This is a genomic window from Acidovorax sp. GW835-FHT14G06 (genome assembly GCF_058793595.1).
Map to the genome: position 1 here is coordinate 21,831 of NZ_JBXAGA010000021.1, position 21,316 is coordinate 43,146.

Here is a 21,316-nt window from a genome sequence, read left to right on the forward strand (position 1 = left end):
TTAAATCCGTTCTCGATAATCGCAATGAATTTTAGATTAAGAAGCCTTGTTCACGGCTTAGCTGATCTGCAAATTCGTGTAACTTGTCGATGGTGCGCTCCCCTACCGGGGGCGCTTTGATGCGTGAAAGATTTAAGGCGAAATCAATTTCCGCAATCTTGGGATAGTCATCAGGAATAAATGCGCGAGTCCTTACGGAGTCTTTGTCAACTCGTTCAATTGCGCCCTCTGCGGAAGCGATAATGTCCTGATAGTGTTCTATGTTGAGTAGTGGTACTGGAGCAGCAAGTTCACCGGCTCGCATGGCATCATCCATTTCCTGCTTGGTTGGAATGCGACTACCTATTGCGTTCAACGAAGGTGAAACGTCTTTCAGCCGGTCCATGAATTTCGCGTCCGCGAAATATTTAACCTTCTTGGCCTGAATCGGGAGTACGTTTTCCAAGACGATCAACTCAGTTTCTTGTCCTAGTGACGTAATTTCTTGCGGCAAAAGCAGGGCTCTGCGCTGGTCACTAACACTCTCAGATGAATTTCGTTTTTTGAATATTTCCGTGTTTCTTGATTTTGAAGCGCTTTTTGTGGTTGTATACCCAAGCCATTCAGATATATCGCGGGCAGTTTCGGTCTCGGAAGCCTTAGGGGGGAAAACTATGTTAAGGGCGTGATTTGTCCGAAACGTTTCTGCTGCTTCCCGGCCATAAACGTCCGTGAGTTGTGCCGGACTTTGAATGATCGGCATCATCCGAAGTCCATATCCCGCGATGAAACTAATACCCTTGCTTAGAATATTCACCTTGCCCATTGAAGTAAATTCATCCATCAAAAGAAGACAGGTAAATTTAAGCGCGGGGTTTTGAGAAGGTAATTCCCGCGTATTCAGATCGACGAGCTGCTGAAAAAACAGGTTGATTAGGGGAGCCATGCGCTCCAAGTTGTCCGGCGTGATGCCGATGAAAACTGACATTTTTCGTTTGCGCAACTCGCGCAAATCGAAATCGTTCTCGCTGGTGGCTGCGTCAATCGCCGGATTCATCCACAGCTCAAGACGGGAGCGGAAGGAGGTCATGATCCCGCTGCGGGTGTTTTCGCTGGCGATAGAGGTGTAGCTTTGCAGGCCCCTGATGCACGCGCCGGAGAGTCCCCGGCCAGCCTCTCGACGGTCCCTAATCGCCTTGTCGAAGTAGTCTTTCCCGTCGCCGTCAGTCAATGTCTCCCGCAATACCTGGCCAAGTGTCACCGGCTTGCCCGGTGACTCCAGCAGAAGCAGTACAACACCCAAGAACAGGCTCCGAGGTGTAGCCGTCCAAATCGGATCGGTCCCTTGCAGATCAGGGAAGACCATGTTTGCGATCTTCTGAATATCGTCAATTCGCTTGCCTGGGTCTTCGCTGATGTAGCCCAACGGGTTATAGCGATGCGTCCTTCCGTCGCTTGCTCCTGGATTGAACAAGAAGCAGCGCTGACCGTACTTGCGGCGATAGCCGCTCGTGATATCCCAGTTTTCCCGCTTGATATCGAGAACCACACAGCTTTCGGGCCAAGTTAGAAGATTGGGGATAACTACTGAGACTCCCTTTCCGGAGCGCGTAGGCGCTGAGAGCAGCACATGCTGGGCACCGTCAAACATTAGGTAGTCAGAGCCCTTTTTACCGACAATTATTCCTTTCGTGCCAAGAAGCCCTGCTTTGCGTATTTCTCTGGAGGAAGCAAATCGAGCATCGCCATGCAGGCTTCGTTTCTCAGGCTTGAAAAAGAATGCCAATGGCAGAATTAGCGCAGCCGTACCGAGGCCCGCGCCAGACCAAAGCCAATTTTCAATATGCTTTTGTCCACCGTAGTACACAGCATATTGAATGAACGTCAATGCGTTGACTTTGTTAAAGTCTCTGCCTACGCCAGCCAGGACAACTGCTCCAGCTATGTGGAGCCACACAAAAATAACAGCGACCGCAAGGCCGACCCAAAGAATGGGCTTAAGCCATCTGTTGGCGTTTAAATTCAGGGTCATAGAAGATTTCACGAACTTTCCAACGATCCATGTAAACCACAACATCAATTGTTGTGTAGAGACGTTTCTTAATATCGTTAGTTTCGAGGTGAGCGCCTGTGCGCGAGTCTTTGATAAACGCGGTCAATTGCTCAAAAGTTTCCCATGCGCCATTAGCGTGCATGGTGCTGATGCTGCCGGGGTGGCCGGTATTAATCGATTTAACAAACTCCCAGGCTTCATCGCCTCGCAATTCGGCAAGTAAAATCCGGTCAGGCTTCATCCGCAAGCATGATGCAAGCGATTGCTTGGCCGTCACCTTTGAGCCGCCTTCGTCTTCGCGTGCATAGAGCAAATGGACCTTGTTTGGCACGTCATCCATAAAAAGCTCGTGCACATCCTCAATCGTGACAAGTCGCTCAGTCTTTGGGATGGAGTGAATAAGGCTGCGAGTCAGTGTTGTTTTGCCGGAACCCGTTTTGCCCACAATGAGCAAATTGCGTTTTGTTAAAACGACTTTATGCAGGAACTCTTTAATCTGACGTTTCTTTTTGAGTTCCAGCAATTCGATTTCAAAAGGGCGTAGTCCGTCCGAAGCGTCGTCTACTTCCGCGAAAGCACCGCTTCCTTCCAATTCGTCCAGCGTCTTATCTGTCATGCTGGGTTTACGGATGGTCATCGAAACCGTGTTGGCGAGACAGGCCGGAGGGATAATCACTTGAACCCGTTCGCCGTCGGGCAACGCCGCCGACAGAATGGGGCGATCAATCGAAATATCTTTTTCGTTGTAGGTGGCGATGAGCTGCCCTATATGCAGGCAGCTTTGATAGGTCAATTCAGGCGCGGCATGGCGAATCCAGCCCGTAGGGCCTTCTGTCCATATCTCCCCAGGCTTATTGATTGCCACCTCGGTAACGTCGCCCGCAAGGTGGCTATAGATTGGCTTGAGGTACGTGTCCAGCATCGCGCGCCGCACGAGCCGTTCCCCACTGTGCGGGGTCGGCTGTGCAGCCGCAGCGCTTGTGTCGTGAGCGCTGGTGATCGTCATTGAACAGCTCGCAGCCCGTAGACGTCGCTGAAATCGAGATCTCGGGCCATCAGTACCTGGATGTGCTGGCCTTGGTTGACGATCAAGGTAGATGGGATGGATGCTTGCTCCTTGAGCATGGCGCCGACGATCTGCTCTCCCGATTGAACTGTCCCTGTGTAAATGTTGGTCTGATCGCCGCCGTCACCCGGCTTTTTGGTCCGGTTGTTGGCAATGATGTTCACAGTGTCTTTCAGGAAGCTGGTCATGATCGCAGCACCAAACCGCTCCCAGAAATGGTTATCAACGTAGCCGCTGATGCCGCTGCGGCCGAGCGAATCGGTGCTTGGGGAGTTGAGGTTCACCACGACCCCAGCAGGTGTCTTTGCGCGCGTCCAGAGAAGGAACATGCGTGCTTGGCCGCGCTGGAGTGATCCGGCGTATTCGCCCACCAATTGGGTCCCGCGATCCAGAAGCAAAACTCGCCCGTTGTCGGAATAAACGTCGCGCGTGAGGCGGCAAGTTGTCATGCCGGGCACGCTCGAATCAATGGCCGTTTCAAGGGCGCAATCAAGCGTTGAACCCTTGGCCAAGAGATAGTCCCGGCGCGGAAGTACAGTGGCTGAAACCGCTTCGGTGATAGTCGGTTTTAGTCGCTGGCCAAGAGCGTTCTGGTGGGCTGCGGAGGTCACCATGCCGCCGTCTTCGATGGGGTTGCCATCGGGGCCGATGAACCCAGTCCCGCCACCCTGGCCCATGCCTTGCCCACCGCCCTGCCCCATCAGCTGGGCCATGCGTTCCTGCTCGGCTTGCTGCCTGCCCGTGGGGCCTGGAGCGCGGGCTCCGCCGCCACTGCCACTGCCGGAGCTGCCGCCCTGGGCGACAAGGTTCCCGGCCATTTTCCGCTTCCAAATATCGTCCTCTTTGTCAGCTTGGACCACCTCTGTTTTCGGCGCCAGGGTTGTAGGGGGTTCTGGCGGAGCTGGAACGATCAGCGCAGGCAGGCGATTTGACACCTTCGTGTCCTCCCCTTTTTTGACCGGGGGAGCTGGATTTCGCATCACGGCGACGGTTGCCGCCACAGCCAGAAGGCCCATGAACACATAACCAGCGGCAGTGATTAGCTTGTTGCCGCCGCGCTTTCGATTCAGTGAGGGCAAATCGGCGTTATCGTCAAAATCATCAGCAGGACGGCCCTGCCCGTTTTCGCGTCCGCGATAACCTTGGTCCTGGCCGCGCCAGTCATCCTTGCGGTCTTCGCCAGCCGTCGAATTGTTGTTTTGATCCTGGCTCATTTAGTTGACCTCCTTGATAACACGCTCAACGTCAGGCGCGACAGTGCCGGTTAGATTGTTTGCTCCGCCCGTCCGGTCGTAGGATTTATTCCAGACGCTGGCAACAAAATCGCCTTTTCTGAGAGTGATTTTTTCAGCTAAACGGTGAATCACAATCGTATTCCCGCTGCTGACATGAGTATTAACCAACGATTCCTTGCCGGTTTCATCGGTTTCATAAACGGCTGGCATAGCGGAGTTGTTGTTAAAAATTAAATACGTGAAACGGCCATCGTCGTAAGCGCCGCTTGGACTTACTTCTTGATGGCCCGCCACCCAATAGTCCATGTTGTGGCCGTTTCGGGAGGGTGCGCGCGCGAGTCTGTTTTTGACATCTTCGCGGCGTGCCTTTTCAGCTTCCGCTCTTGCTCGTGCATTCGAATTTGCATCTTCTTCGTCAGGATACCGAAATGACAATGAGTAAATCAATTCTCGGTTTGCCCAGGCCTTTTGATTTTTCTCCGTCAAAACTACAACAACAAAGTGATAAGTTCTCCTGTTGGTGATGACTGTTATATTTGTATCGCCTTCCTTTGCAGTTGGCTTTATGAATAGATTGTTTCCACGCGGAATAACTTTCCAAGCAAGATCGTCGCCAACAGCTACATCCTTGATTTGCTCTGATTCGCTAAATTTGATGTGTGTTGAAACCCCAAAAAATGTATTGAGACGGACAACATTTTTTGGGCTATATGTCACAACGCGAACGCGGGGGTCAGCTGCTCCGGGTTCTGGTGTCGTTTCAGCCAGGGCGCCAGAGAGCAGAATCATTGCCAGGGCGGCAGTCAGTATCTTTTTCATAGATGAGGCCTCAATTAGAACTTGCTGCGCTTGCTGGCGATGAGGCCAAAGGTGCCGGAATTTCCGTAGAGGTATCTGCGACCATGGGCATTGGCGCAATACTTGGTTCAGGAGGTTTGTACGCCTGTTTCTCAACAGCGGTAAGTGATTCCGGGTCCGTGCGATAGTCAATCACTTGATAGCCCAGCGGATTAATGGCTCTGTCCGCGTCCGACATAGGCGCACCTACAAACTTGAATGTCACTGTTGAAGCCCAGTGAGACAGTTCAGGTCTGTCAGTGCCGCGCACAACTTCTTTCACGAACCGAACAAGGGCAACGTTTGGTTTAATGAATGAGGTTGATTTAACTGTAATATTGACTTTGGCGTATTTGCCATAGACGATCAAAGGCGATTGCGGATTCTTCGGCGTGAAATAGTCGAAGTACCGTTGCTGCTCCGTGTTGCCACTGAGAAGGCCGACAGTTCTGTAATTCACGTCCGCAATTTCACGGAAATAACCTTCGCGCGCACGGACATATAGCTGAGCAAAATACTTGTTAACTGCCTCGTTATACGTTGTGTCGCCGCCTTTGAGAGCGTGAACTACATCGATGACACCGGTCGAGTTATCAACCCGAATGACATAAGGTTCAACCGTTTTGAGCGGGACGAGTGCGGCAACCGCCCCAACACAGAGACAAGCAAGGAGCAGGCTGACGCCGGCCACGCGCCACGCGAGTTGACGAGACTTTTGCTCTGTGTGGACCCGATCCGTTTCCCAAGATCGAACCTCGGACACATACTTGTCAATCTCGGACGGATTCTTTGATTTAAGTTTTGTCATTTCACGTACTTAATGAATGCGAGGTCGCGGTTATTTGCAGGGTCGGGTTTATATATTACTTCATAAATCCCATTACCTTGTTTTCCGATTTCGAAGAGAGCCTTTTCTAATGTAACTTGTCGTAGATCGACGTTCACAAGGCCTTGACGCTGCTTTTCTCCTGACGCAGGGAGAATAGTCAGTTGAGGCTGTACTTCGCGCAAGGCCTCAATGGCGCGTTCAGGATCGCCTCGATATTTGAAATCAAACACCTTGGCGATCAGTGTCGATGGGGGTTTGAAGTCAGGGGTATTGATGGGCCGATACGGTCCGCTCACCCCTGCCGGTAGCTTTGGAGAGTTTGCACAACCCGACAACAGAGCAGCAGCAATAAAAAGGAATGTGAGGGATCTCATAATATTCAAGTAGTTAGTTTCGCGTCCGCGAAATTTCAATCTTTAGAAACGGTATTTTTCCGTTCACCGCGCATCCGCCTTGCCGCTGCAGCCGCTGCCCTGGCAGGAAGAGAAGGGTTGTTTGCAGCCCATCGAGCATTAACAGCAGCTTGGCGCCGTCTCCCTCGCCATTCAGTGAGCGATCGACCGGAACCGAGCCGGTAGGCTTGGCTGGAAGCGCCTCTAATCTTTGCGTACGCCCACCCTATCGCGCCCATGGTGCTGACTGCTGTTCCTCCGCTCAATGCAGCAGCTATGGAGCTGACCTGCAGAAGCAACAGGAAAATCACCGCGCAAACAGCAAGGAGCATGATCGCGTCGACAAATGGAGGTTGGGCACTATTCATGGTAGACACAGCGGTGTTTATTGATGTGTCGAGGTAAGAGCCAGTTAATTTCAGAATCGCTGAAGTGAGGATGATTACAAATCCAAAATTCAGGGCCTGACCTATCCATGAGTCGAAGAATCGTTTGCTGCTCTCAAACATTAAAACTAGTATAAAAATGGGGCCGACTGCTAAAACAACAGCGAGGGCCATTTTTGCGAGAACAAATAGAAATGCTGCATAACCGGTCAAGATGACACAGGCTATACGAATGAGCCAAGAAACAATCAAGCATGGAAGATCAGGTATTCCGATTGCGTAAGCGTTATCCTCGGCCGCTTGCTCCCATTTGTTGCTATAAATCCATAGTTTTTCAAAAATGGTGTCCAAGAAGCTGATCTTGTCGCTTTGGTTTCCCCCGGCAATCGTTGAAGCAAGCGCATCTGGCGATTGCCAAAGCCAATCTACAAGGAACTGCGAATACAAGCCGACCGATAATGCAATGGCGCATATCACGGCCAACTTAACTATTCGCGTCACTCCATCGGTTACTGGTTCGGTAATCACACCTCTGATCATCGACCAACCCCAAAACATGATGTATATCATTAACAGGGTTGTTGCTACTGGTGTAATAGCTCCGATAACAGAAGCGGAAGTGGAGCTAATGTATGATTGAAGTGGAGCAGTCACCGCTTCCATCAAAGACGTGTAAAAACCGGCCATTTGATTTCACTTCCCGAATAGTTCGGCTTCGCTTCTGACGTTTCCAAGCGACCCCTTCTGCGCTCGACCTTCTGCAAGAGACTTTTTTCTTTTGCTGTCGATCGCATTCATGCAGCGGACGTGCATTCTGAAATCGCCACGACAGTTCGTTTCTATGTATGCGGACAGCTCGCCAATGGAGGCAGTGTTCGTGTCGATTTCAGGAGGTGCCGATTCCTTGCAGCCGAACAAACCCAGGAGGATTGCAAGAGAAAGAATTTTTAATTTCATTTTATGTTTCCAAAAAGTTCGGCTTCTGTTCGAATGTCAGCGAACGAACCAGGCGCATTTCTCATTACTTTGACGTTTGCTCGCCCTTGCGCAGTTTGTTTGCGTTGTTGAATTTCCTGCAAGTTTTTCAACATGGCAATTTTTGTGGCCTCGTTCTGCAGCATTACTTGTTCGGCCTGAATGCGCGCTTGTAGATCGGCCATATCCTTAGCATCTGGTGTGCTGGCGTCGTTGATCTTGTCGAGCAATACCTGAATGTCCCCAAACCGTCTGCTTGCTTGCTTATAGCTTTCGAGTGCCATTGCCTCATCAATAGCCAATTGATCCCTGCGTTGCTTGTCAAGGTTGGCACTGCCTATTGGATTATCCAGCGCGCCCCGCAGAGCTTGCCAGTCGCCGTAACCTTGACTTAGGACGTTCTTGTATTCGTCCGGCAGATAGCGCCTGAGTTGTGGGTTGTTCACCAAACTCGCCATTCCCCGCATTCCGTTCAAGCTGCGATATTCTTCAACGAGTTGGTTGTATTCTTCCAACATCTGAATGTATTGGGCAGCCCAAGAGGCGATCTGAGTTGTCTCCGTTGCAATGTTGCTGAAGCCGAAGAAGGCGAAGGCAGGAGCCGTAGTGAGTGACAGTCCTGTAGCAGTAGCGACCGCTGCCAATGTATTCTTGATTTTCATGATGCAATTCTTTCTCTGCGGATTTTGTGGAATTCAGGCAACCAAATTGCGGGATCTTCCCCGAGCTGGGCTACTAGCTGCTCAGCCAATAGCGATGTGGCCGTGTTGCCTGAAAGTACGGCCAATTCATCATCAAAACCTCTGAGATCGAGTTCGGCAACTACCGAGTTCGATCCTTGTTTGATTAGGAACCTGCGCGATTTTTCTGGAAGATCGCGGATAAGTTCATATTCTTTTTCAGACAGCTTGAAGTGCTTGATGTAATCATCCCTGTCCGCCTCGGGATTAGGGAGAAAAATCTTTGTCGCGGTTTGCTCAATGATGGCAAATGCGATGGGTGACCGGATAACTTGCTTTGGCGCTTGCGTAAAGCAGACCAGAAACCCGTCTTGCTTTCGGATGGTCACCAGCTTGTTTTTTACGAAATCCTCGAATTCTGGATCGTCCAGTAGTTTCCAGAATTCATCCATGAAAATAACGACCCGGCGACCGTCAAACAGAGATTCAATCCGGTGCATCAAATACATGATGATTGGAGTTCTGGTTTCTGCGTTTTCCAGAAACTCGGTCACATCAAAACCCAGGATTGCGTTTTCCTGTACGTCGAGCGTGTCTTCAACGTTGTCCAGTGCCCAGCCGAGAGGCCCGAATCCGTGGCACCAGCGCGCGAGGCGCATGTAAATGCCGTTTTGCTCCGTAGGATTCAGGAACTGCATGATTGCGCTGAGGCGCCGCTGAGCCTTCGGCACTGCAGGATTCATCACCCCGGCAATTGCCTTGGCAATTTCGGCTTCCTCTCGCGGGGTGATGGGCATGCCTTCACGCCGCACCAAGAAGCGAACCAGGTTCTCCAGGAACGTGATGTTGTTGGGTGTAGGTTCGAGCTGGAAGGGGTTGAAGCCAGTCGAAACGCCGTTCTTGAGGGGGTAGTAGCGGCCACCCATGGCCCGGACCGCAACGGCCGCGCCAAGGTCCTTGTCGAACACCACAGAGGTGAGCCGTTTAGCTGGCGGTTTATTGAACTTCTGAGCCTGTGCCAGGAGAAAGCACTCGATAACGGTCTTACCTGTGCCTGATTTGCCGAGCACGATGGTGTTGGCCAGCTCTTTGTGGTTCGGGTCCAGCTTCGCTGCCCGCTTCGCGTCCGCGCCCTCTTCCCCTTTGTGGAATGAGAAATAGAACGGCGCACCCGATGTAGTCTTGAACATCGTCACAGCTGGTCCCCATTGGTTGGCCGTGAGGCGTCCGATGGGGTAGTTGTGCAGGCTTGAGAACGCGCAGAAATTGCGGCTCGTTATGTCGCCAGCGCGGATTCGATAGTCGAAGTTGCCGGGCATGAGCGAGAAGTAGGCGGCGGCCATCCCGAGGTCTTCGCGTGACCACTTGATACCTGCATCGCTCAAGATGCTGCCTGCGACGGAAATGTGATCTTTCAGATCCTTTTCGCTGCGCGCGCGGATCATCAGTGTGAGCGAGTGGGTGCCCATCACGAACCTGTTGCTGGTCAAATCGTCCAGCGCCGCATCGATGGCCTCGACTTGGCTTGTCGCCACGTCGCCGGCATTGACCAGCCGCTTTTGCTGGCGTGTCATGCGCCCGCGCGCTACGGGCTTTGACAAGAACGTGAACGACTGTCCGAGGGTGAATTCGTAAGGCACCGACAGCAGCTCGTTGAGCAGCCCAGGATGGGTGTGTGCCGGGTACTCCTGAAATGCCAGCGTGGCGCAGAAAAAGTCTTCGGTGGGAGTTCTCAGACTCATGAGGCCACCTTTGCCGAAGTACGGGCGTGCCGTTGGCAGCACGTCACGCATTTCCGCGCGCGGCAGGGGAAATCGGTGCCACTCGCCGTTGAGGATGTAGTGCAAGAACTCCCCCACTTCGGAGAAGAGGTTTTCCTTGAATTCATAACACCCGAGCAATTCGGGGTTGTAGCGATCCAATGCCGCCATCGACGTTGAAATCAGGTCTTCCATGATTTCAATGTGTTCAAGTTGGGCCTCTTCGATTTGCGCTTTGGTGCGAGTCGCAAACATGTCCACGATGCGACCTGCAGCAATAGGCTGTGGACGGTACAAAACACTGATGTACAGCTCGTTGATCATCAAGGTTGTTTCCTCAATGCGGCTGCGGTATTTATCGTTCAGGTTCTGGATGAACTCTGATTTGAATTCCCCCTCGGGGTATTCATTGATTTCGCGGCGAACAATGTGACTCCATAAAGCTACATGCGGAGAGCTGATGTTGCGAATGTACCCATTCAGCTGTAGGTGCCAGCCGTTCAAATCCGAAATATCGGCGCTCTGGTGAGCTGCGCCCGCCAGCTTGATCGTAAACATCATGTCGCCGTTCATCATCTTGACGATGTTTTCCGTGACATGGCCTGAGTAGGGAAGGAATGCGCCCACTCCAATTTCCTTGTCTATTGCAGACGCAAATTTCAATTTGCCTTTCATGCGATTCCTTATTTTTTCGCGGAGGCGAAATTCCTGCTCTTCTTTGACTGAGGCAATGACGTGAATCCGATAGGCGAAAAGCTAGTTGCTTTCCAGAAAATTCGGTTCAGACATTTGCCGTTAATCATTGCGTACTTGGTCAAGCTATCGAAACGCCCTGGGTCACTTGCCGAAAGCAGGTATAAAAAGCCATGGGAAGGCGCGAACAGAAGAAGCCAAATCGGGTTGCCGATTGCGAGAAAAACGCAGCCCACGACGATCATTTCAACGACAAATGCGGTGAAATGGACGCCTAAAACCGTTGCTGGGCGTGTGAGCCCGACAAACAACTCATCAACTTCCAGCTCAACGGATTTTTCAGCTTCTTCCATTCATGTCCCCTGGATTAAGAGCCAACAGCGCTGATGATGTAATCGACGATGGCGGCTGCGCCGAAAATCAAGACAATGCCGATGATGATCTTGATGGCCCAGTCCCACGACAATTTACCGGCGATGGCAGCGATGCCGCAGGCAATCACCGCAATAATCGCCAAGAGTCGGGCAAGACCGCCCGTGAAAATGTCCAAAACCTTTTGCGCCGCAGCGTCCCAAGGTTCGGCCATCGCTAGATCAGGGGACATGAGAATCAAAATGACCAACGCCATCGCAATAAAAGAGAGCGTTTTAGCACTCACCTCGCGCTTTGCTTGTGCATTGATGATGTAAGCGGTTTTAAGTTGGTTCAGCATGGATTACCTTTCATGGAGTGCTGATTTTAAGATGCCAGTCGATCGAGACTGAATAAATATTTGTTTTTAAGTGTTTTACTAATCTATCGAGGCTTGCCCATTCGCGCGTTTTGCCCCTGGTTGTTATGACTGGTAAAACACCTGAATTCCATTTGAGTGTTGCGTGTACTTCGTACCGTGATTTTTCGTTCTCCCTTATTTCCAATTTCTCAACCATCTTGTTTTGCAAGCAACGGGACAATTCGGCGTCCTGCAGGCCATCTAGAAATTGAGCAGTCATGCTTTTCTCTTGGAGCTGCCCCCCTTGTCGCCGTTGAAATCTGGCTTATTGCGTTTGTTGGGGTAATTCGCTCTGCAGCCGTCCTTGAAGCCCGAGCAACCCCAAAAGTCGTAGCCGTCCTTGCCTTTCTTGGTACGGCGCACGAGTGGCTTGGAACACAGCGGACAGGCGTGGCCTGAGTCCTTGGGCGGTTCTTTTTCGCCTGGCTGTCCGTCAAGGTCGGGCCGCGTGGCGTTGCAAGTTGGATAGCTGCTGCATCCCCAAAAGTGGCCGGTCTTGCTGGTGACACGTCGCATGGCGCTGCCGCATTCGGGGCATGGAAAACGGGGGGCGACTTCGCTCCTGTCGAGACAGGCAAGCTCCTGGCGCAGCGTTTCGTGCGTGGCCTCCACCGTGGCCAAGTAGCTGCTTTGCCCGCATGCGATGCGGTCCAGCTCGCTCTCTACTTGGCGCGTGTAGTCCACGGCGATGAAAGAGAACTTGTCCGTGAGCTGGTCAACGATGAAAAACGCTGTATCTGTTGGATGGAGAAACAGCTTGCGCGTGGTGATGTAACCGCGGCGTTCGATGTTTCCCATGATGGCCGCGTATGTCGCAGGGCGGCCAATGCCTTCACTCTCCAGCTTGCCAATCAGCGATGCCTTCGTATAGCGCTTTGGCGCTCGCGTCTTCATGGCGAGCACTTCGCCGCCAATTGGGTGCAGCAGCTGCCCGGCAGTAAGCTCGGGCACGGGGTTCGCTGCAGCGCCCTCCCCTTCTTCATGGTCGGCCTCGGCCGAGTCTTCCTGCGTTGCGGCGCCCATGAGAGCAAGCCAGCCCGGCTCAGCCAGCGTTTCGCCCTTCGCGCGATACCGGATCTGCTTGCCTTCGATCTGGCCGAGCAGAACGGCGGATCGAGTTTTGTAGACCGCGTCTGCGAGTTGGCTCGCAATGGCGCGTTGTCGGATCAATGAATACAGAGCTTGTTCTTCATCGCCCTGCCCTGCCCGCTCGACTTCCCAATGAGTCGGCGTGATCGCGGGGTGGCCTGCTTGGGCTGCGTCAGAGGTCTTGAACTTGCGCAGCTTCGGTGCCATCGCCCATCCATTGGCCTGGGCCAGGGCTGTGATGTGCGGGAAATCGTCCTCGCTGATGTTCGGGTTGTCGGTCCGGTGGTAGGTGATGTGCCCGCCTTCAAAGAGCCGCTGCGCAATCCGCATCGTGTCCTCTGGTTCGAACCCCAGCCTCACGCTGGCTGCTTGCTGCATGCCACTGGTAGCCAGCGGCGGCGCTGGCGCTCGCCGGCGCTGACCGTCCTCACAGCTTTCAACCGATACCGTTTGAACGGCGGCGATCCTCGCTGCCATATCGGCATCTTGAAAGTACGGGCGGTCCTCAGGTGCGAAGTCCGGCACCACTTCCCACATGGCATGCCAGTTTTTCGCGTCCGCGCAATTCCCCGGCTGTCCCTGGAAGTCCAGCCGGACATGGAAATGGCTCGTCGGCGTAAAGGCCGCAATCTCGCGCTCGCGCGTCACCACCAACGCGACTGCAGGGCTTTGGACTCGACCGGCTGAGAGGGTTGTGCCGCCGATGTTGGACAGCGCAGGGCTGACCAGATACCCCACCAGCCGATCCAGGACGCGGCGAGCTTCTTGTGCGCCGACCAGCTTGTAATCAATCCCCGTTGGTGCAGCCACTGCCTGACGCACCACGGTATCGGTGATGGCAGGGAAGCGGACTCGCTTGGCATCGCGGCCTAGCTTGAGTTCGCGCGCAAGGTGCCATGCGATGGCCTCTCCTTCCCTATCAGGGTCGGTGCCGATGTAGACATCTTGTGCCCTTTCGCACTGACTGCGCAGCCGCGCGACCACTGATGCGCCGCGTTCTGACAGTCTGTAATGCGGCTTGTACTGCGGCGCTTCAACGCCGATTTCTTTCTCTGGAAGGTCGCATACATGGCCGAGACTGGCGGCAACTACCCATTCCCTGCCGAGAATGCTCTGCAGCTTTTCCACTTTGCCTTGGGACTCGATGATGAGCAGCTTCATGGTCAAAACACCAAGGCCTGGGCTGCTTCTTCGTCCTCTCCTGCTGGTGGAGTTCCGAAGACCATTGAGGGGTCCGTTGTGGTGGAGCCTGCAGCGGGTGGTTTGGGGGTGGTCTTGGATTTGGCGCTCGCGCCCGGCTGAGGCGCTGCAACCGTGGCTTTGGCGGGCTGCGTGTCGGAGGCGGCTGGTGACGGTGCTACATCCTTGGGGTCCAGCTGGATCGCCGGGACCGCGTATCCCTGGGCAATCTTGATGCCGTTGGTGCTGACCTTCTGGACATAGCCGTTCTTGACGCCGCGCGCGAAATCGCCCGTGTTGTAGGCGCTCAAGGCTTTCATGAGGGCTTGTTGGCTCGCACCCTCCTTCACGCTTGCTCGGGTGAAGCCGTCCTGAAGAATGAGCGCTGCCGCGCTCAAGTTCTTACACACATCGAATACGTCCTCGACCGAGTAGCCGAGGCGGGCAAGGTTCTCTGAATTGATCTGTCCGAGACCCATATCGATGTTGAGTCCCCGTCCGATCAGATCCTTGGCCGTGGCCACGGCCTCGGCTTTGGTCGTGGGCTGGCGGGTGAGCTGCGCACCACCTTTGTTCACCCCGATGGCGAAGGGCTTAAAACCGCTCTCGGTTTTAACGATGGCGGCGAGGGTGTGCGGATGGACTGTAGGGGCGCACTGCTGAGCCAAATCTAGAAAATCCATTATGAACCTGAACTAATATATTTTTACGCTTAGCAAAATGGTCTGTTTTGCTTTGGCGCGATGATAAATATAAAAATCCAAATCCCAATGCCACGAGATTATTTATTGAGTTACGGCACGTTAAAAACGTGATCCCATGTTGGCATTTGATGGAAGTCGGCGCACTCTGGTGGGTTGCCCTTACAAACCCATCTTTTTCCCTATGAGCCGTCGCCGGTATGCCGTCTTTTTGTCACTGCTTCATCAAGCCCGGATTGATGTTGGGATGACGCAAGGGACGTGGCGCGCAAGCTCGGTGTTCCTCAGAGCTACGTGAGTAAGTGCGAGTCCGGTGTTCGCCGGATGGACGTCACGGAGGTACACGCCTGGCTAGATGCAGTCGATAGGGATTGGGTTACCTTCATGTTGGCCCTGGGCCGTGCGCTGGATGCACAAGGGATAGATAGCTTTCCGCCGTCTAGCTTCTGAGGCATTTTTCCCCCTGCGGGTGAAAAACCGGATGCCCCCCGCCCTTGCAGGGCTTTCCGCCGCTCGCCTAACTCGGCTCGATCCCTTTGGGATTGCCCTGCGGGCACGGCTACAGGCCACCTTGCCCGCTATTGGGGGAAGTGCTGCGCACATCCCCCTGCCGCTGAGGCTTCCCCCTTGAAAGACAGCCAAGACGGCCGCAAGCGCCCACCTTGGCCAGGGGCAGGCCATGGCGCCCCGCAGCCCGCGCGCCTTGCGTGTGGGTTGTCCGGTAGGGGCCGGTGCGGAGCACTGCCGTGCGCCTTCGCGCACGCCACCCCGCAAGCCCGGACAAGGGCATGGCCCTGACATACCTACATCACAAATTCGAGTGTTTTGAGCCCTGGGATTTCGCGGACGCGAAATTGAACAGCCCTGTTTATCAGGGCGCGAAGGGGTGCGGCTGGGCGCTGGCCGTGGGGTGTCGCGGGTGGAGGCGGTGGGGTGTTGCGGCTGCTGGGTTACGCCGCGAGGCGGCTACATGGGGTGTCCCCCATACCCCAAGACCGGGGCGCGGCGGGCGTTTTGTGTGATGAAGAACTCCCGGAATGTGCGGTTAGAGGTTTACAAACTAATACACAATGTCAACCTAAATAGGTTGACGCTTAAAATGGTTTGACTATAATAGAGTCCATGGTGAACAAAGAAGTCACCATATGAACCTAAATGCATAGTCAAGCCAAAGCAAAGGAAATTTATGACAGTTCAATCGATTTTGACCACTGAGCAGGCGCAAATGTTGGCGTCTTATATGGGCTGGCCTCAGTGGTCTTCGCTCCAGTCATTGATGCATGGCGGGGAAGAGTCGGCGTTTTTCCAGGAAATTGCCACCAACCTTTCCCGCTGCATTGCCGACATGCCGGAGGTTGGTAGCCAGGAGGAAGCGGAGACGGTGTTTCTGCACTATTTCCTGGGCAACTCGGACGTGTGGGTTTTGGAGAAGGATGCCGCCGCTGGGGTGGAGCGCGTGTTTGCGTTCTCGCTGCTCAACGGTGATGCGCGCATGGCAGAGCTTGGCTACGTCGATCTCTCGCAGCTGATCCTGACTGGCTTTGAGCTGGACTTTCACTTTTCGCCAAAGCCTTTGGCTGAGGTGCGCGAGATTGTGCGCAAGCGCCTGTCCTTGTTCTGAATTTCAACCTGGCCCGCCCTGGGCCTTACGCAACGGAGTACGACAAATGGCCTCTTTGAACAAAGTAATGCTGATCGGCAACATCGGGAATGCTCCTGAGTGCCGCACCATGCCGAACAGTGATCCCGTGGCCCACTTCCGACTGGCGACCAGCGAGGGTTGGACCGACCGAACCACCCGCGAGCGAAAGGAACATACCGAGTGGCACAGCATCGTTTGCTACCGCCAACAGGCTGACTTTGTGCGTGATTACCTGGGCAAGGGACGGCAGGTCTATATCGAAGGCCATTTGCGTACTCGCAAGTGGACGGACAGCCAGGGCATCGAGCGCTACAGCACCGAAATTCGGGCCGAGGTTGTGCAGCCCTTGGGTGCGCGCCCGGAGGGCTCTGCAGGTGGCTCCAGGCCTGACCAAGATCAGGCGCATGCGCCTCATTCATCGGGTGCCCTCCCCCCAGACGGGGATGACGACCTGCCGTACTGAGGACAAGGGCGGAAATTTCGCGGAGGCGAAATTTTTCTGACAACCCGTTTTGGTTGCATTCTGTGTTACACCCGCCCTACCCCTCTGCAATACCAACAAACTTTTAGTCGAGCCGAACATGAAAATTCTTGCGATTGCAAACCAGAAAGGCGGCGTCGGTAAGAGCACTTTGACTGTGCATCTAGCCTATGCAGCCATTGAGGCGGGGTTGCGCGTACTGCTGGTGGACATGGACAAGCAGGGCAGCTTGTCTCTGAGCTTCCCGCCAGCTGAGGATGCAGAACCCGGGTTGCTGGCTTCGCGGCTGTATGACGCTGCGCCGCCAAAGGAGGGGCCGGAATACATCAATGAACAGCTGGCGATCATTCGAGCTGATAACGCCCTGCTCTCCATCGACAAGGCTGAAAACGAAGTGATCCGCCGTCCTGGCCCAGCATTGCGCCAGTTCGCCAAGGACTTTGACCTCTGCCTGTTAGACACCCCTCCCCTGCTGGGTGTTCGGCTCATGGCCTCGTTGGCAGCGGCTGACTACGTTGTGACGCCCGTATCCGTGGGGTTGTACGAGTTGGCGGGTGTGGCCGACCTGCTGCAGACCATCCATATCGTCCGCACGCAGGGTTTCAATCCGCGGCTTCGCCACATTGGGATTTTGCCGGTCAAGACCAACAACCGCAGCACCGAGGAACGCGAAGGGTTGGCATCGCTTCGCGCTCAATACGGCTCAGCGATCCTGCCCGAGGTGCTGCCGGAGCGCGCACCCGTTCGCAAAGCGATCGCGCTGCGGCGGCCAGTATGGACGGCTACACGGGGTGAGGGTCACGCGAAGGCAGCGCAGGAATGGCGCGCGGCATGTGCATCAATTTTGGGGAGGATGGCCAAATGAACGCCAAGGCAATGACGAGCAAAAAGACGGGTAAGGGCGCCGCAACAGGTGCGGCCGTCAAGAAGGTAACTGCACCAGTGAAAGCCAAGCCAGCGCATACGAATGCGTTTGCAAATGCTGGCCTGATGCTGGGTGGTAGCAGCGCAATGGGAACGGGCATTGATGCGTTGTTTGGAAATACGGAAATGCCGGAGTTCGATGTAGACCTTGATGATGTGGAAATCGTTGGTCAGGTCCGGGAAGAATTCGAGAACGACGAACAGGGATTGGCTGAACTTGGGGCGAGCCTCGCCAAGATGCAGATTCAGTCAATTCTGTTGCGTGTCATGCCTGCCGGACACCCAAAGCCTTACCGGCTGGTGGCCGGGGAACGGCGGATTCGCGCGGCACGCCTGCAGGGTCTGACGAAACTGCGCGCTAAGGCCAAAGAGCTGACCGAAGAAGAAGCCGAGGATCTGCAGTTTGCAGAAAACACGCACCGCAAGAACCTGACGCAGATCGAGGAAGCTAAGAAGATTCAACGCGACCTTGATACCCTGGGTTCGGTCGAGGCTGTCCTCGCGCGCCATAACAAGGGCCGCCCGTGGCTGTCCAAGATGCTTTCGCTGCTGAACCTGCCAGAGCAGGCAAAGCGGCTGGTCAATGAATCCATCAGCGCTGACACCGAAGTAATTTCGACCGTTCGGCAAGTGGAGAAGGTGAGTCCTGAAAAGGCTAAAGAGCTGGTGGACGAGCTGAAGAAAACACGGGGCAAAGTGGATGCCCGTGCCAAAGCCCAGGCCGTGCGCGACGAGGTAAAGCCAAAGGCTCCCAAATCCCCCAAGGCTCCCCAAAAGGGTACTGAGCAGGTCGCTGGCACAACAGTAGCTCAAAAGGATGTGAGAACGCGCGACCTACTGCCCAGCGCTGGAACTGATGTTGATCTTCCCAGCCTGCTGGTGGACATTTACGAGCGCCTGGCTGTGGAGCACCAGCGGCCGGAAGAGGTTTTGGCAGAGCTTGGACCTGAAGAGAACAGGGCATGTATCGAAGCGCTGCGCCCGGTTTTCGACCAAGCGCGCAAGGCGGATAACGCCGGCCGCCATGTGTTCGCCGGGTTGCGCGCGGGCCAGTTTTCTACGGAGGGCGCCGGGGCCTTGCTGTTGGCCGCATGCATGTGTGGGCTGGAAGGCTCGTTCAGCAGCGAATTCCGCCTTGATGACGTGTTTGCTGTAGTTGTGTAATGGATGGCGCCGCCCTACAGGGGCGGCGCTTCAATGAGGAATTGAGTTGATTGATCTTTGGTCTACGTGGGGTGTTTTATGACACAAGGCGAGTTTGTTCCTGTGTCCATCCCTGAATTTGAAGCCCTGCAGCACTTGTTGCAACGCACTTTGAGTGCCGACCGCATCGCGGCCGCTCGCATGGTGATGGTGGACGGAAATTCGTATCAAGAGGCCGCAGACAAATTTGCAGTGACGCGGCAGGCAGTTTGGAAAACAGTTCAAAGGATGCGCGAAACCTTGCAGGTCTACAAGGAGGCTTGTGTGATCGAAGAAGCGGCGATTGAGCGGACCTTGCCGCGTGGCTGGAGACGTGCAACGATCACTGCGCCAGCTGCCATCGTTGAGCGTTCCCTGGCTGAGGCGCAAGCCGCGCATCAAGCGCGACTGCACCAAGTGGCCGAAGCAGGTGCGGCCTTACTTGCCACCAGTTCATTGCGCCGCAGAAGTACCGACTGGCAATAAAAAAAGCCCGGCAGGTGAGCCGGGCTGTTAAGTAGTCAAGCCAATGCATTTGCAGAGGCAAAAAAATTATAGCTGTCCATGGCCACCAAGAAGCAAACGGTTATTGATTACAGGGCAGGGCATGTCCCAGAATGGGTGCGCCGTGCGATTGATGAACAATTCGCCATCGAAGCCGAGGACGCGCGGCAGGCCGGAACGCTTGGCTATATGACCCGTGCCCTGGTCTTGGCCACGATGCCCTACAAAGACCCCAAGGCGGATGTTTTCACGCGCGTGAACGGGGACTTCAAGCTCCGTATCCTGGCTGGTTATGAGGGGGGTATTCCTTACGGCATTTATCCCCGCTTGCTCATGTCATGGGTCGCCACCGAAGCGGTTCGGAATCAATCTCCCGTCATCGAGCTGGGCGACTCACTGCGCCAGTTTCTGCGCGACGTTTTAGAGTTGCGGTCCGGGGGAGGGGAGCGGGGGACTTCCACGCGCGTTGCCGAGCAAATGAAGCGGCTCTTTGGTTCTCTCATCACCGCGCAAATGACGCGCGGAGCTGCTGGAGATCCTGGGTTCGTGTTGCGCAACGTGCTGATCGCTGATGGTCTTCACCTCGAAAACGAAGATGCCTTTGATCTTGATACCCCTGTGGACGGTGACGAACGGGCGATTTGGGTTCCTCAACACGAGCGCGACGCGGGCAAATGGAAATCTAGCGTTCGATTGAGCGCACCATTTTTTAGCGAGCTGATAGAGCATCCCATTCCCATTGACCTGCGCGCGTACAAAGCGCTTCGGGGGTCTCCGTTGGCGATGGATATCTATTCCTGGCTGACCTACCGAATGAGCTATACGGATAGACCGACAAGGCCGATCCGCTGGGAATCTCTGATGGGGCAGTTTGGATCGTCATTCAACACGGACAACATTGAGCAGGCTTCCAGAGACTTCAAAAAAGGTTTTCTGAAAGCGTTGAAGGCTGTGCAAATCGTGTACCCACTTGCGCGGCTAAAGGTGGAAAACAACGGGCTGGTGCTTCTTCCATCACCTCCACATGTTCCGCAGTTGCGCAAAGGCAAAGGAGGGAAGGGCGGTGCTGATGACGTCCAAACTTCCTTGTTCTGATTTTCGCCTCCGCGAAATTTGACGTTTTTTGACCTAGTTTCGATGTGATGAACAACTCCCGGCGTGTGATGAACAACTCCCGCGCGGTGCGACTTTTGCTCCCTCACAAGAAGGTTGTTTCATCTTGTAATGCATGGTCTAAGATGCCCCTCAACTCAGGAGCATCGAATGAGAGTTTGGTTGTACATCGCAGCAGCTTCGCTAACGCTACTGACTGCATGTGGGGAAAAAAGCGGTGAAAGTGCGCCGCATGCGGCTCAGTCTGGAGCAGCGGTCGAGGTCCATAAAGAAGCAATTCCCGAAAACGCGGAAATCGTTGCTCTCAACGGCTGCATCGGTCGTGCCGTCACCGTAGATCCCCCCAGCCTTGATGCACTTGCAAATTTGCAGAGCAAGATGCATTGCATTGAAAACTTCTTGAATACCTACAAGAACACGGCTCATTGGCAGAAGGCATACGACGAGCGCGCCCGGGCCATCGAAGATTCCATGGCCGTGATTACAGGGCTGAGCGTTTCGGCTCCCAAGGAAAGCTCAGGAGAGATTGGTGCTGCTCAGCGTGCTTTGATCGACCAAGAAAAATTCAAAAAGCTCAAATCGGAGAACTACTATTACGTGAAGAGAGCCATGGAAGAAATCACCATTTCGATCCACCATGCTCTATTTCGAGAACTCCGGGACAGTGGCGTCCAGATGGGAAATCCACAACAAAAAATTAGCGAAGCCAATCAAATGGCAAAGCAAACAGGAGTGTGGGAGACAAAGATTGGGGAGGCTAGGGAAGAGGGGTCTCCTCGTTTTCAGTGCAATAAGTGACGGTACGAAAAGCTAGCACTGGCGCGGAGGTGGTGTTGGTAGATCG

The 21,316-nt window shown here is 54.3% G+C and carries 22 protein-coding genes; 7 read left to right on the top strand and 15 right to left on the bottom strand.

Going from position 1 to position 21,316, the window contains the following annotated elements; all coding sequences use genetic code 11:
- Window positions 1-31: 31 nt before the first annotated feature.
- From AC1Q64_RS23800 to AC1Q64_RS23870, 15 genes are read right to left on the bottom strand one after another with little or no spacing between them, the layout of a single operon-like run.
- Complete coding sequence (locus AC1Q64_RS23800) at window positions 32-2,023, bottom strand: type IV secretory system conjugative DNA transfer family protein (RefSeq protein ID WP_199227698.1); 1,992 nt, start codon at window positions 2,021-2,023, stop codon at window positions 32-34.
- Window positions 1,977-3,038 (bottom strand): P-type DNA transfer ATPase VirB11, encoded by a 1,062-nt coding sequence (gene virB11, locus AC1Q64_RS23805; protein ID WP_492252991.1) that lies wholly within the window; start codon window positions 3,036-3,038, stop codon window positions 1,977-1,979. Before virB11 ends, AC1Q64_RS23800 begins: the two co-directional genes overlap by 47 nt.
- On the bottom strand, window positions 3,035-4,312 hold the full coding sequence (virB10, locus tag AC1Q64_RS23810) for a type IV secretion system protein VirB10 (RefSeq protein ID WP_108498536.1): 1,278 nt from the start codon (window positions 4,310-4,312) through the stop codon (window positions 3,035-3,037). Before virB10 ends, virB11 begins: the two co-directional genes overlap by 4 nt.
- Window positions 4,313-5,152, bottom strand: a complete 840-nt coding sequence (gene virB9, locus AC1Q64_RS23815; protein WP_108498537.1) for a P-type conjugative transfer protein VirB9 — start codon at window positions 5,150-5,152, stop codon at window positions 4,313-4,315.
- 10 nt (window positions 5,153-5,162) lie between these two features.
- Window positions 5,163-5,978: a VirB8 family type IV secretion system protein gene (locus AC1Q64_RS23820; RefSeq protein WP_492252992.1), complete on the bottom strand. Its 816-nt coding sequence runs from the start codon at window positions 5,976-5,978 to the stop codon at window positions 5,163-5,165.
- On the bottom strand, window positions 5,975-6,373 hold the full coding sequence (locus AC1Q64_RS23825; protein ID WP_492252993.1) for a hypothetical protein: 399 nt from the start codon (window positions 6,371-6,373) through the stop codon (window positions 5,975-5,977). The genes AC1Q64_RS23820 and AC1Q64_RS23825 overlap by 4 nt, the downstream gene beginning before the upstream one ends.
- 35 nt (window positions 6,374-6,408) lie before the next feature.
- Window positions 6,409-7,464 (bottom strand): TrbL/VirB6 family protein, encoded by a 1,056-nt coding sequence (locus tag AC1Q64_RS23830; RefSeq protein WP_108498539.1) that lies wholly within the window; start codon window positions 7,462-7,464, stop codon window positions 6,409-6,411.
- A gap of 6 nt (window positions 7,465-7,470) precedes the next feature.
- Window positions 7,471-7,734, bottom strand: coding sequence for a hypothetical protein (locus tag AC1Q64_RS23835; protein ID WP_146191330.1), 264 nt, complete (start codon window positions 7,732-7,734; stop codon window positions 7,471-7,473).
- Entirely contained in the window at window positions 7,731-8,414 is a 684-nt protein-coding gene (locus AC1Q64_RS23840) for a TrbJ/VirB5 family protein (RefSeq protein ID WP_108498540.1), read from the bottom strand. Before AC1Q64_RS23840 ends, AC1Q64_RS23835 begins: the two co-directional genes overlap by 4 nt.
- Window positions 8,411-10,867, bottom strand: a complete 2,457-nt coding sequence (locus AC1Q64_RS23845) for a VirB4 family type IV secretion/conjugal transfer ATPase (protein WP_108498541.1) — start codon at window positions 10,865-10,867, stop codon at window positions 8,411-8,413. Before AC1Q64_RS23845 ends, AC1Q64_RS23840 begins: the two co-directional genes overlap by 4 nt.
- Before the next feature lie 8 nt (window positions 10,868-10,875).
- Window positions 10,876-11,238: a VirB3 family type IV secretion system protein gene (locus AC1Q64_RS23850; RefSeq protein ID WP_108498542.1), complete on the bottom strand. Its 363-nt coding sequence runs from the start codon at window positions 11,236-11,238 to the stop codon at window positions 10,876-10,878.
- A 14-nt stretch (window positions 11,239-11,252) separates the two neighbouring features.
- Complete coding sequence (locus AC1Q64_RS23855; protein ID WP_108498543.1) at window positions 11,253-11,597, bottom strand: TrbC/VirB2 family type IV secretion system protein; 345 nt, start codon at window positions 11,595-11,597, stop codon at window positions 11,253-11,255.
- A 10-nt stretch (window positions 11,598-11,607) separates the two neighbouring features.
- Window positions 11,608-11,877, bottom strand: a complete 270-nt coding sequence (locus AC1Q64_RS23860) for a hypothetical protein (protein ID WP_146191331.1) — start codon at window positions 11,875-11,877, stop codon at window positions 11,608-11,610.
- Complete coding sequence (locus tag AC1Q64_RS23865; protein WP_492252994.1) at window positions 11,874-13,907, bottom strand: DNA topoisomerase; 2,034 nt, start codon at window positions 13,905-13,907, stop codon at window positions 11,874-11,876. The genes AC1Q64_RS23860 and AC1Q64_RS23865 overlap by 4 nt, the downstream gene beginning before the upstream one ends.
- Before the next feature lie 2 nt (window positions 13,908-13,909).
- A complete protein-coding gene (locus AC1Q64_RS23870; protein ID WP_108498544.1) occupies window positions 13,910-14,608 on the bottom strand; it encodes a lytic transglycosylase domain-containing protein in 699 nt (232 codons plus the stop codon).
- A 1,243-nt stretch (window positions 14,609-15,851) separates the two neighbouring features.
- Here AC1Q64_RS23870 and AC1Q64_RS23875 point away from each other — a divergent pair.
- From AC1Q64_RS23875 to AC1Q64_RS23905, 7 genes are all read left to right on the top strand, one after another.
- The gene (locus AC1Q64_RS23875) at window positions 15,852-16,247 is read left to right on the top strand and encodes a hypothetical protein (RefSeq protein ID WP_492252995.1); all 396 of its coding nucleotides are present in this window, start codon (window positions 15,852-15,854) and stop codon (window positions 16,245-16,247) included.
- A gap of 46 nt (window positions 16,248-16,293) precedes the next feature.
- On the top strand, window positions 16,294-16,731 hold the full coding sequence (gene ssb, locus AC1Q64_RS23880; protein ID WP_108498546.1) for a single-stranded DNA-binding protein: 438 nt from the start codon (window positions 16,294-16,296) through the stop codon (window positions 16,729-16,731).
- A 118-nt stretch (window positions 16,732-16,849) separates the two neighbouring features.
- The gene (locus tag AC1Q64_RS23885; protein WP_108498547.1) at window positions 16,850-17,614 is read left to right on the top strand and encodes a ParA family protein; all 765 of its coding nucleotides are present in this window, start codon (window positions 16,850-16,852) and stop codon (window positions 17,612-17,614) included.
- Entirely contained in the window at window positions 17,611-18,837 is a 1,227-nt protein-coding gene (locus AC1Q64_RS23890) for a ParB/RepB/Spo0J family partition protein (RefSeq protein WP_158276459.1), read from the top strand. The genes AC1Q64_RS23885 and AC1Q64_RS23890 overlap by 4 nt, the downstream gene beginning before the upstream one ends.
- A 102-nt stretch (window positions 18,838-18,939) precedes the next feature.
- Window positions 18,940-19,341, top strand: coding sequence for a TrfB-related DNA-binding protein (locus AC1Q64_RS23895; protein ID WP_158276460.1), 402 nt, complete (start codon window positions 18,940-18,942; stop codon window positions 19,339-19,341).
- 78 nt (window positions 19,342-19,419) lie between these two features.
- Window positions 19,420-20,454, top strand: coding sequence for a replication protein RepA (locus AC1Q64_RS23900; RefSeq protein WP_108498550.1), 1,035 nt, complete (start codon window positions 19,420-19,422; stop codon window positions 20,452-20,454).
- Window positions 20,455-20,622: 168 nt separating this feature from the next.
- Window positions 20,623-21,270 carry a hypothetical protein gene (locus AC1Q64_RS23905; RefSeq protein WP_492252996.1) on the top strand — a complete coding sequence of 216 codons (648 nt, stop codon included), beginning with the start codon at window positions 20,623-20,625 and terminating at the stop codon, window positions 21,268-21,270.
- Window positions 21,271-21,316 lie beyond the last annotated feature (46 nt).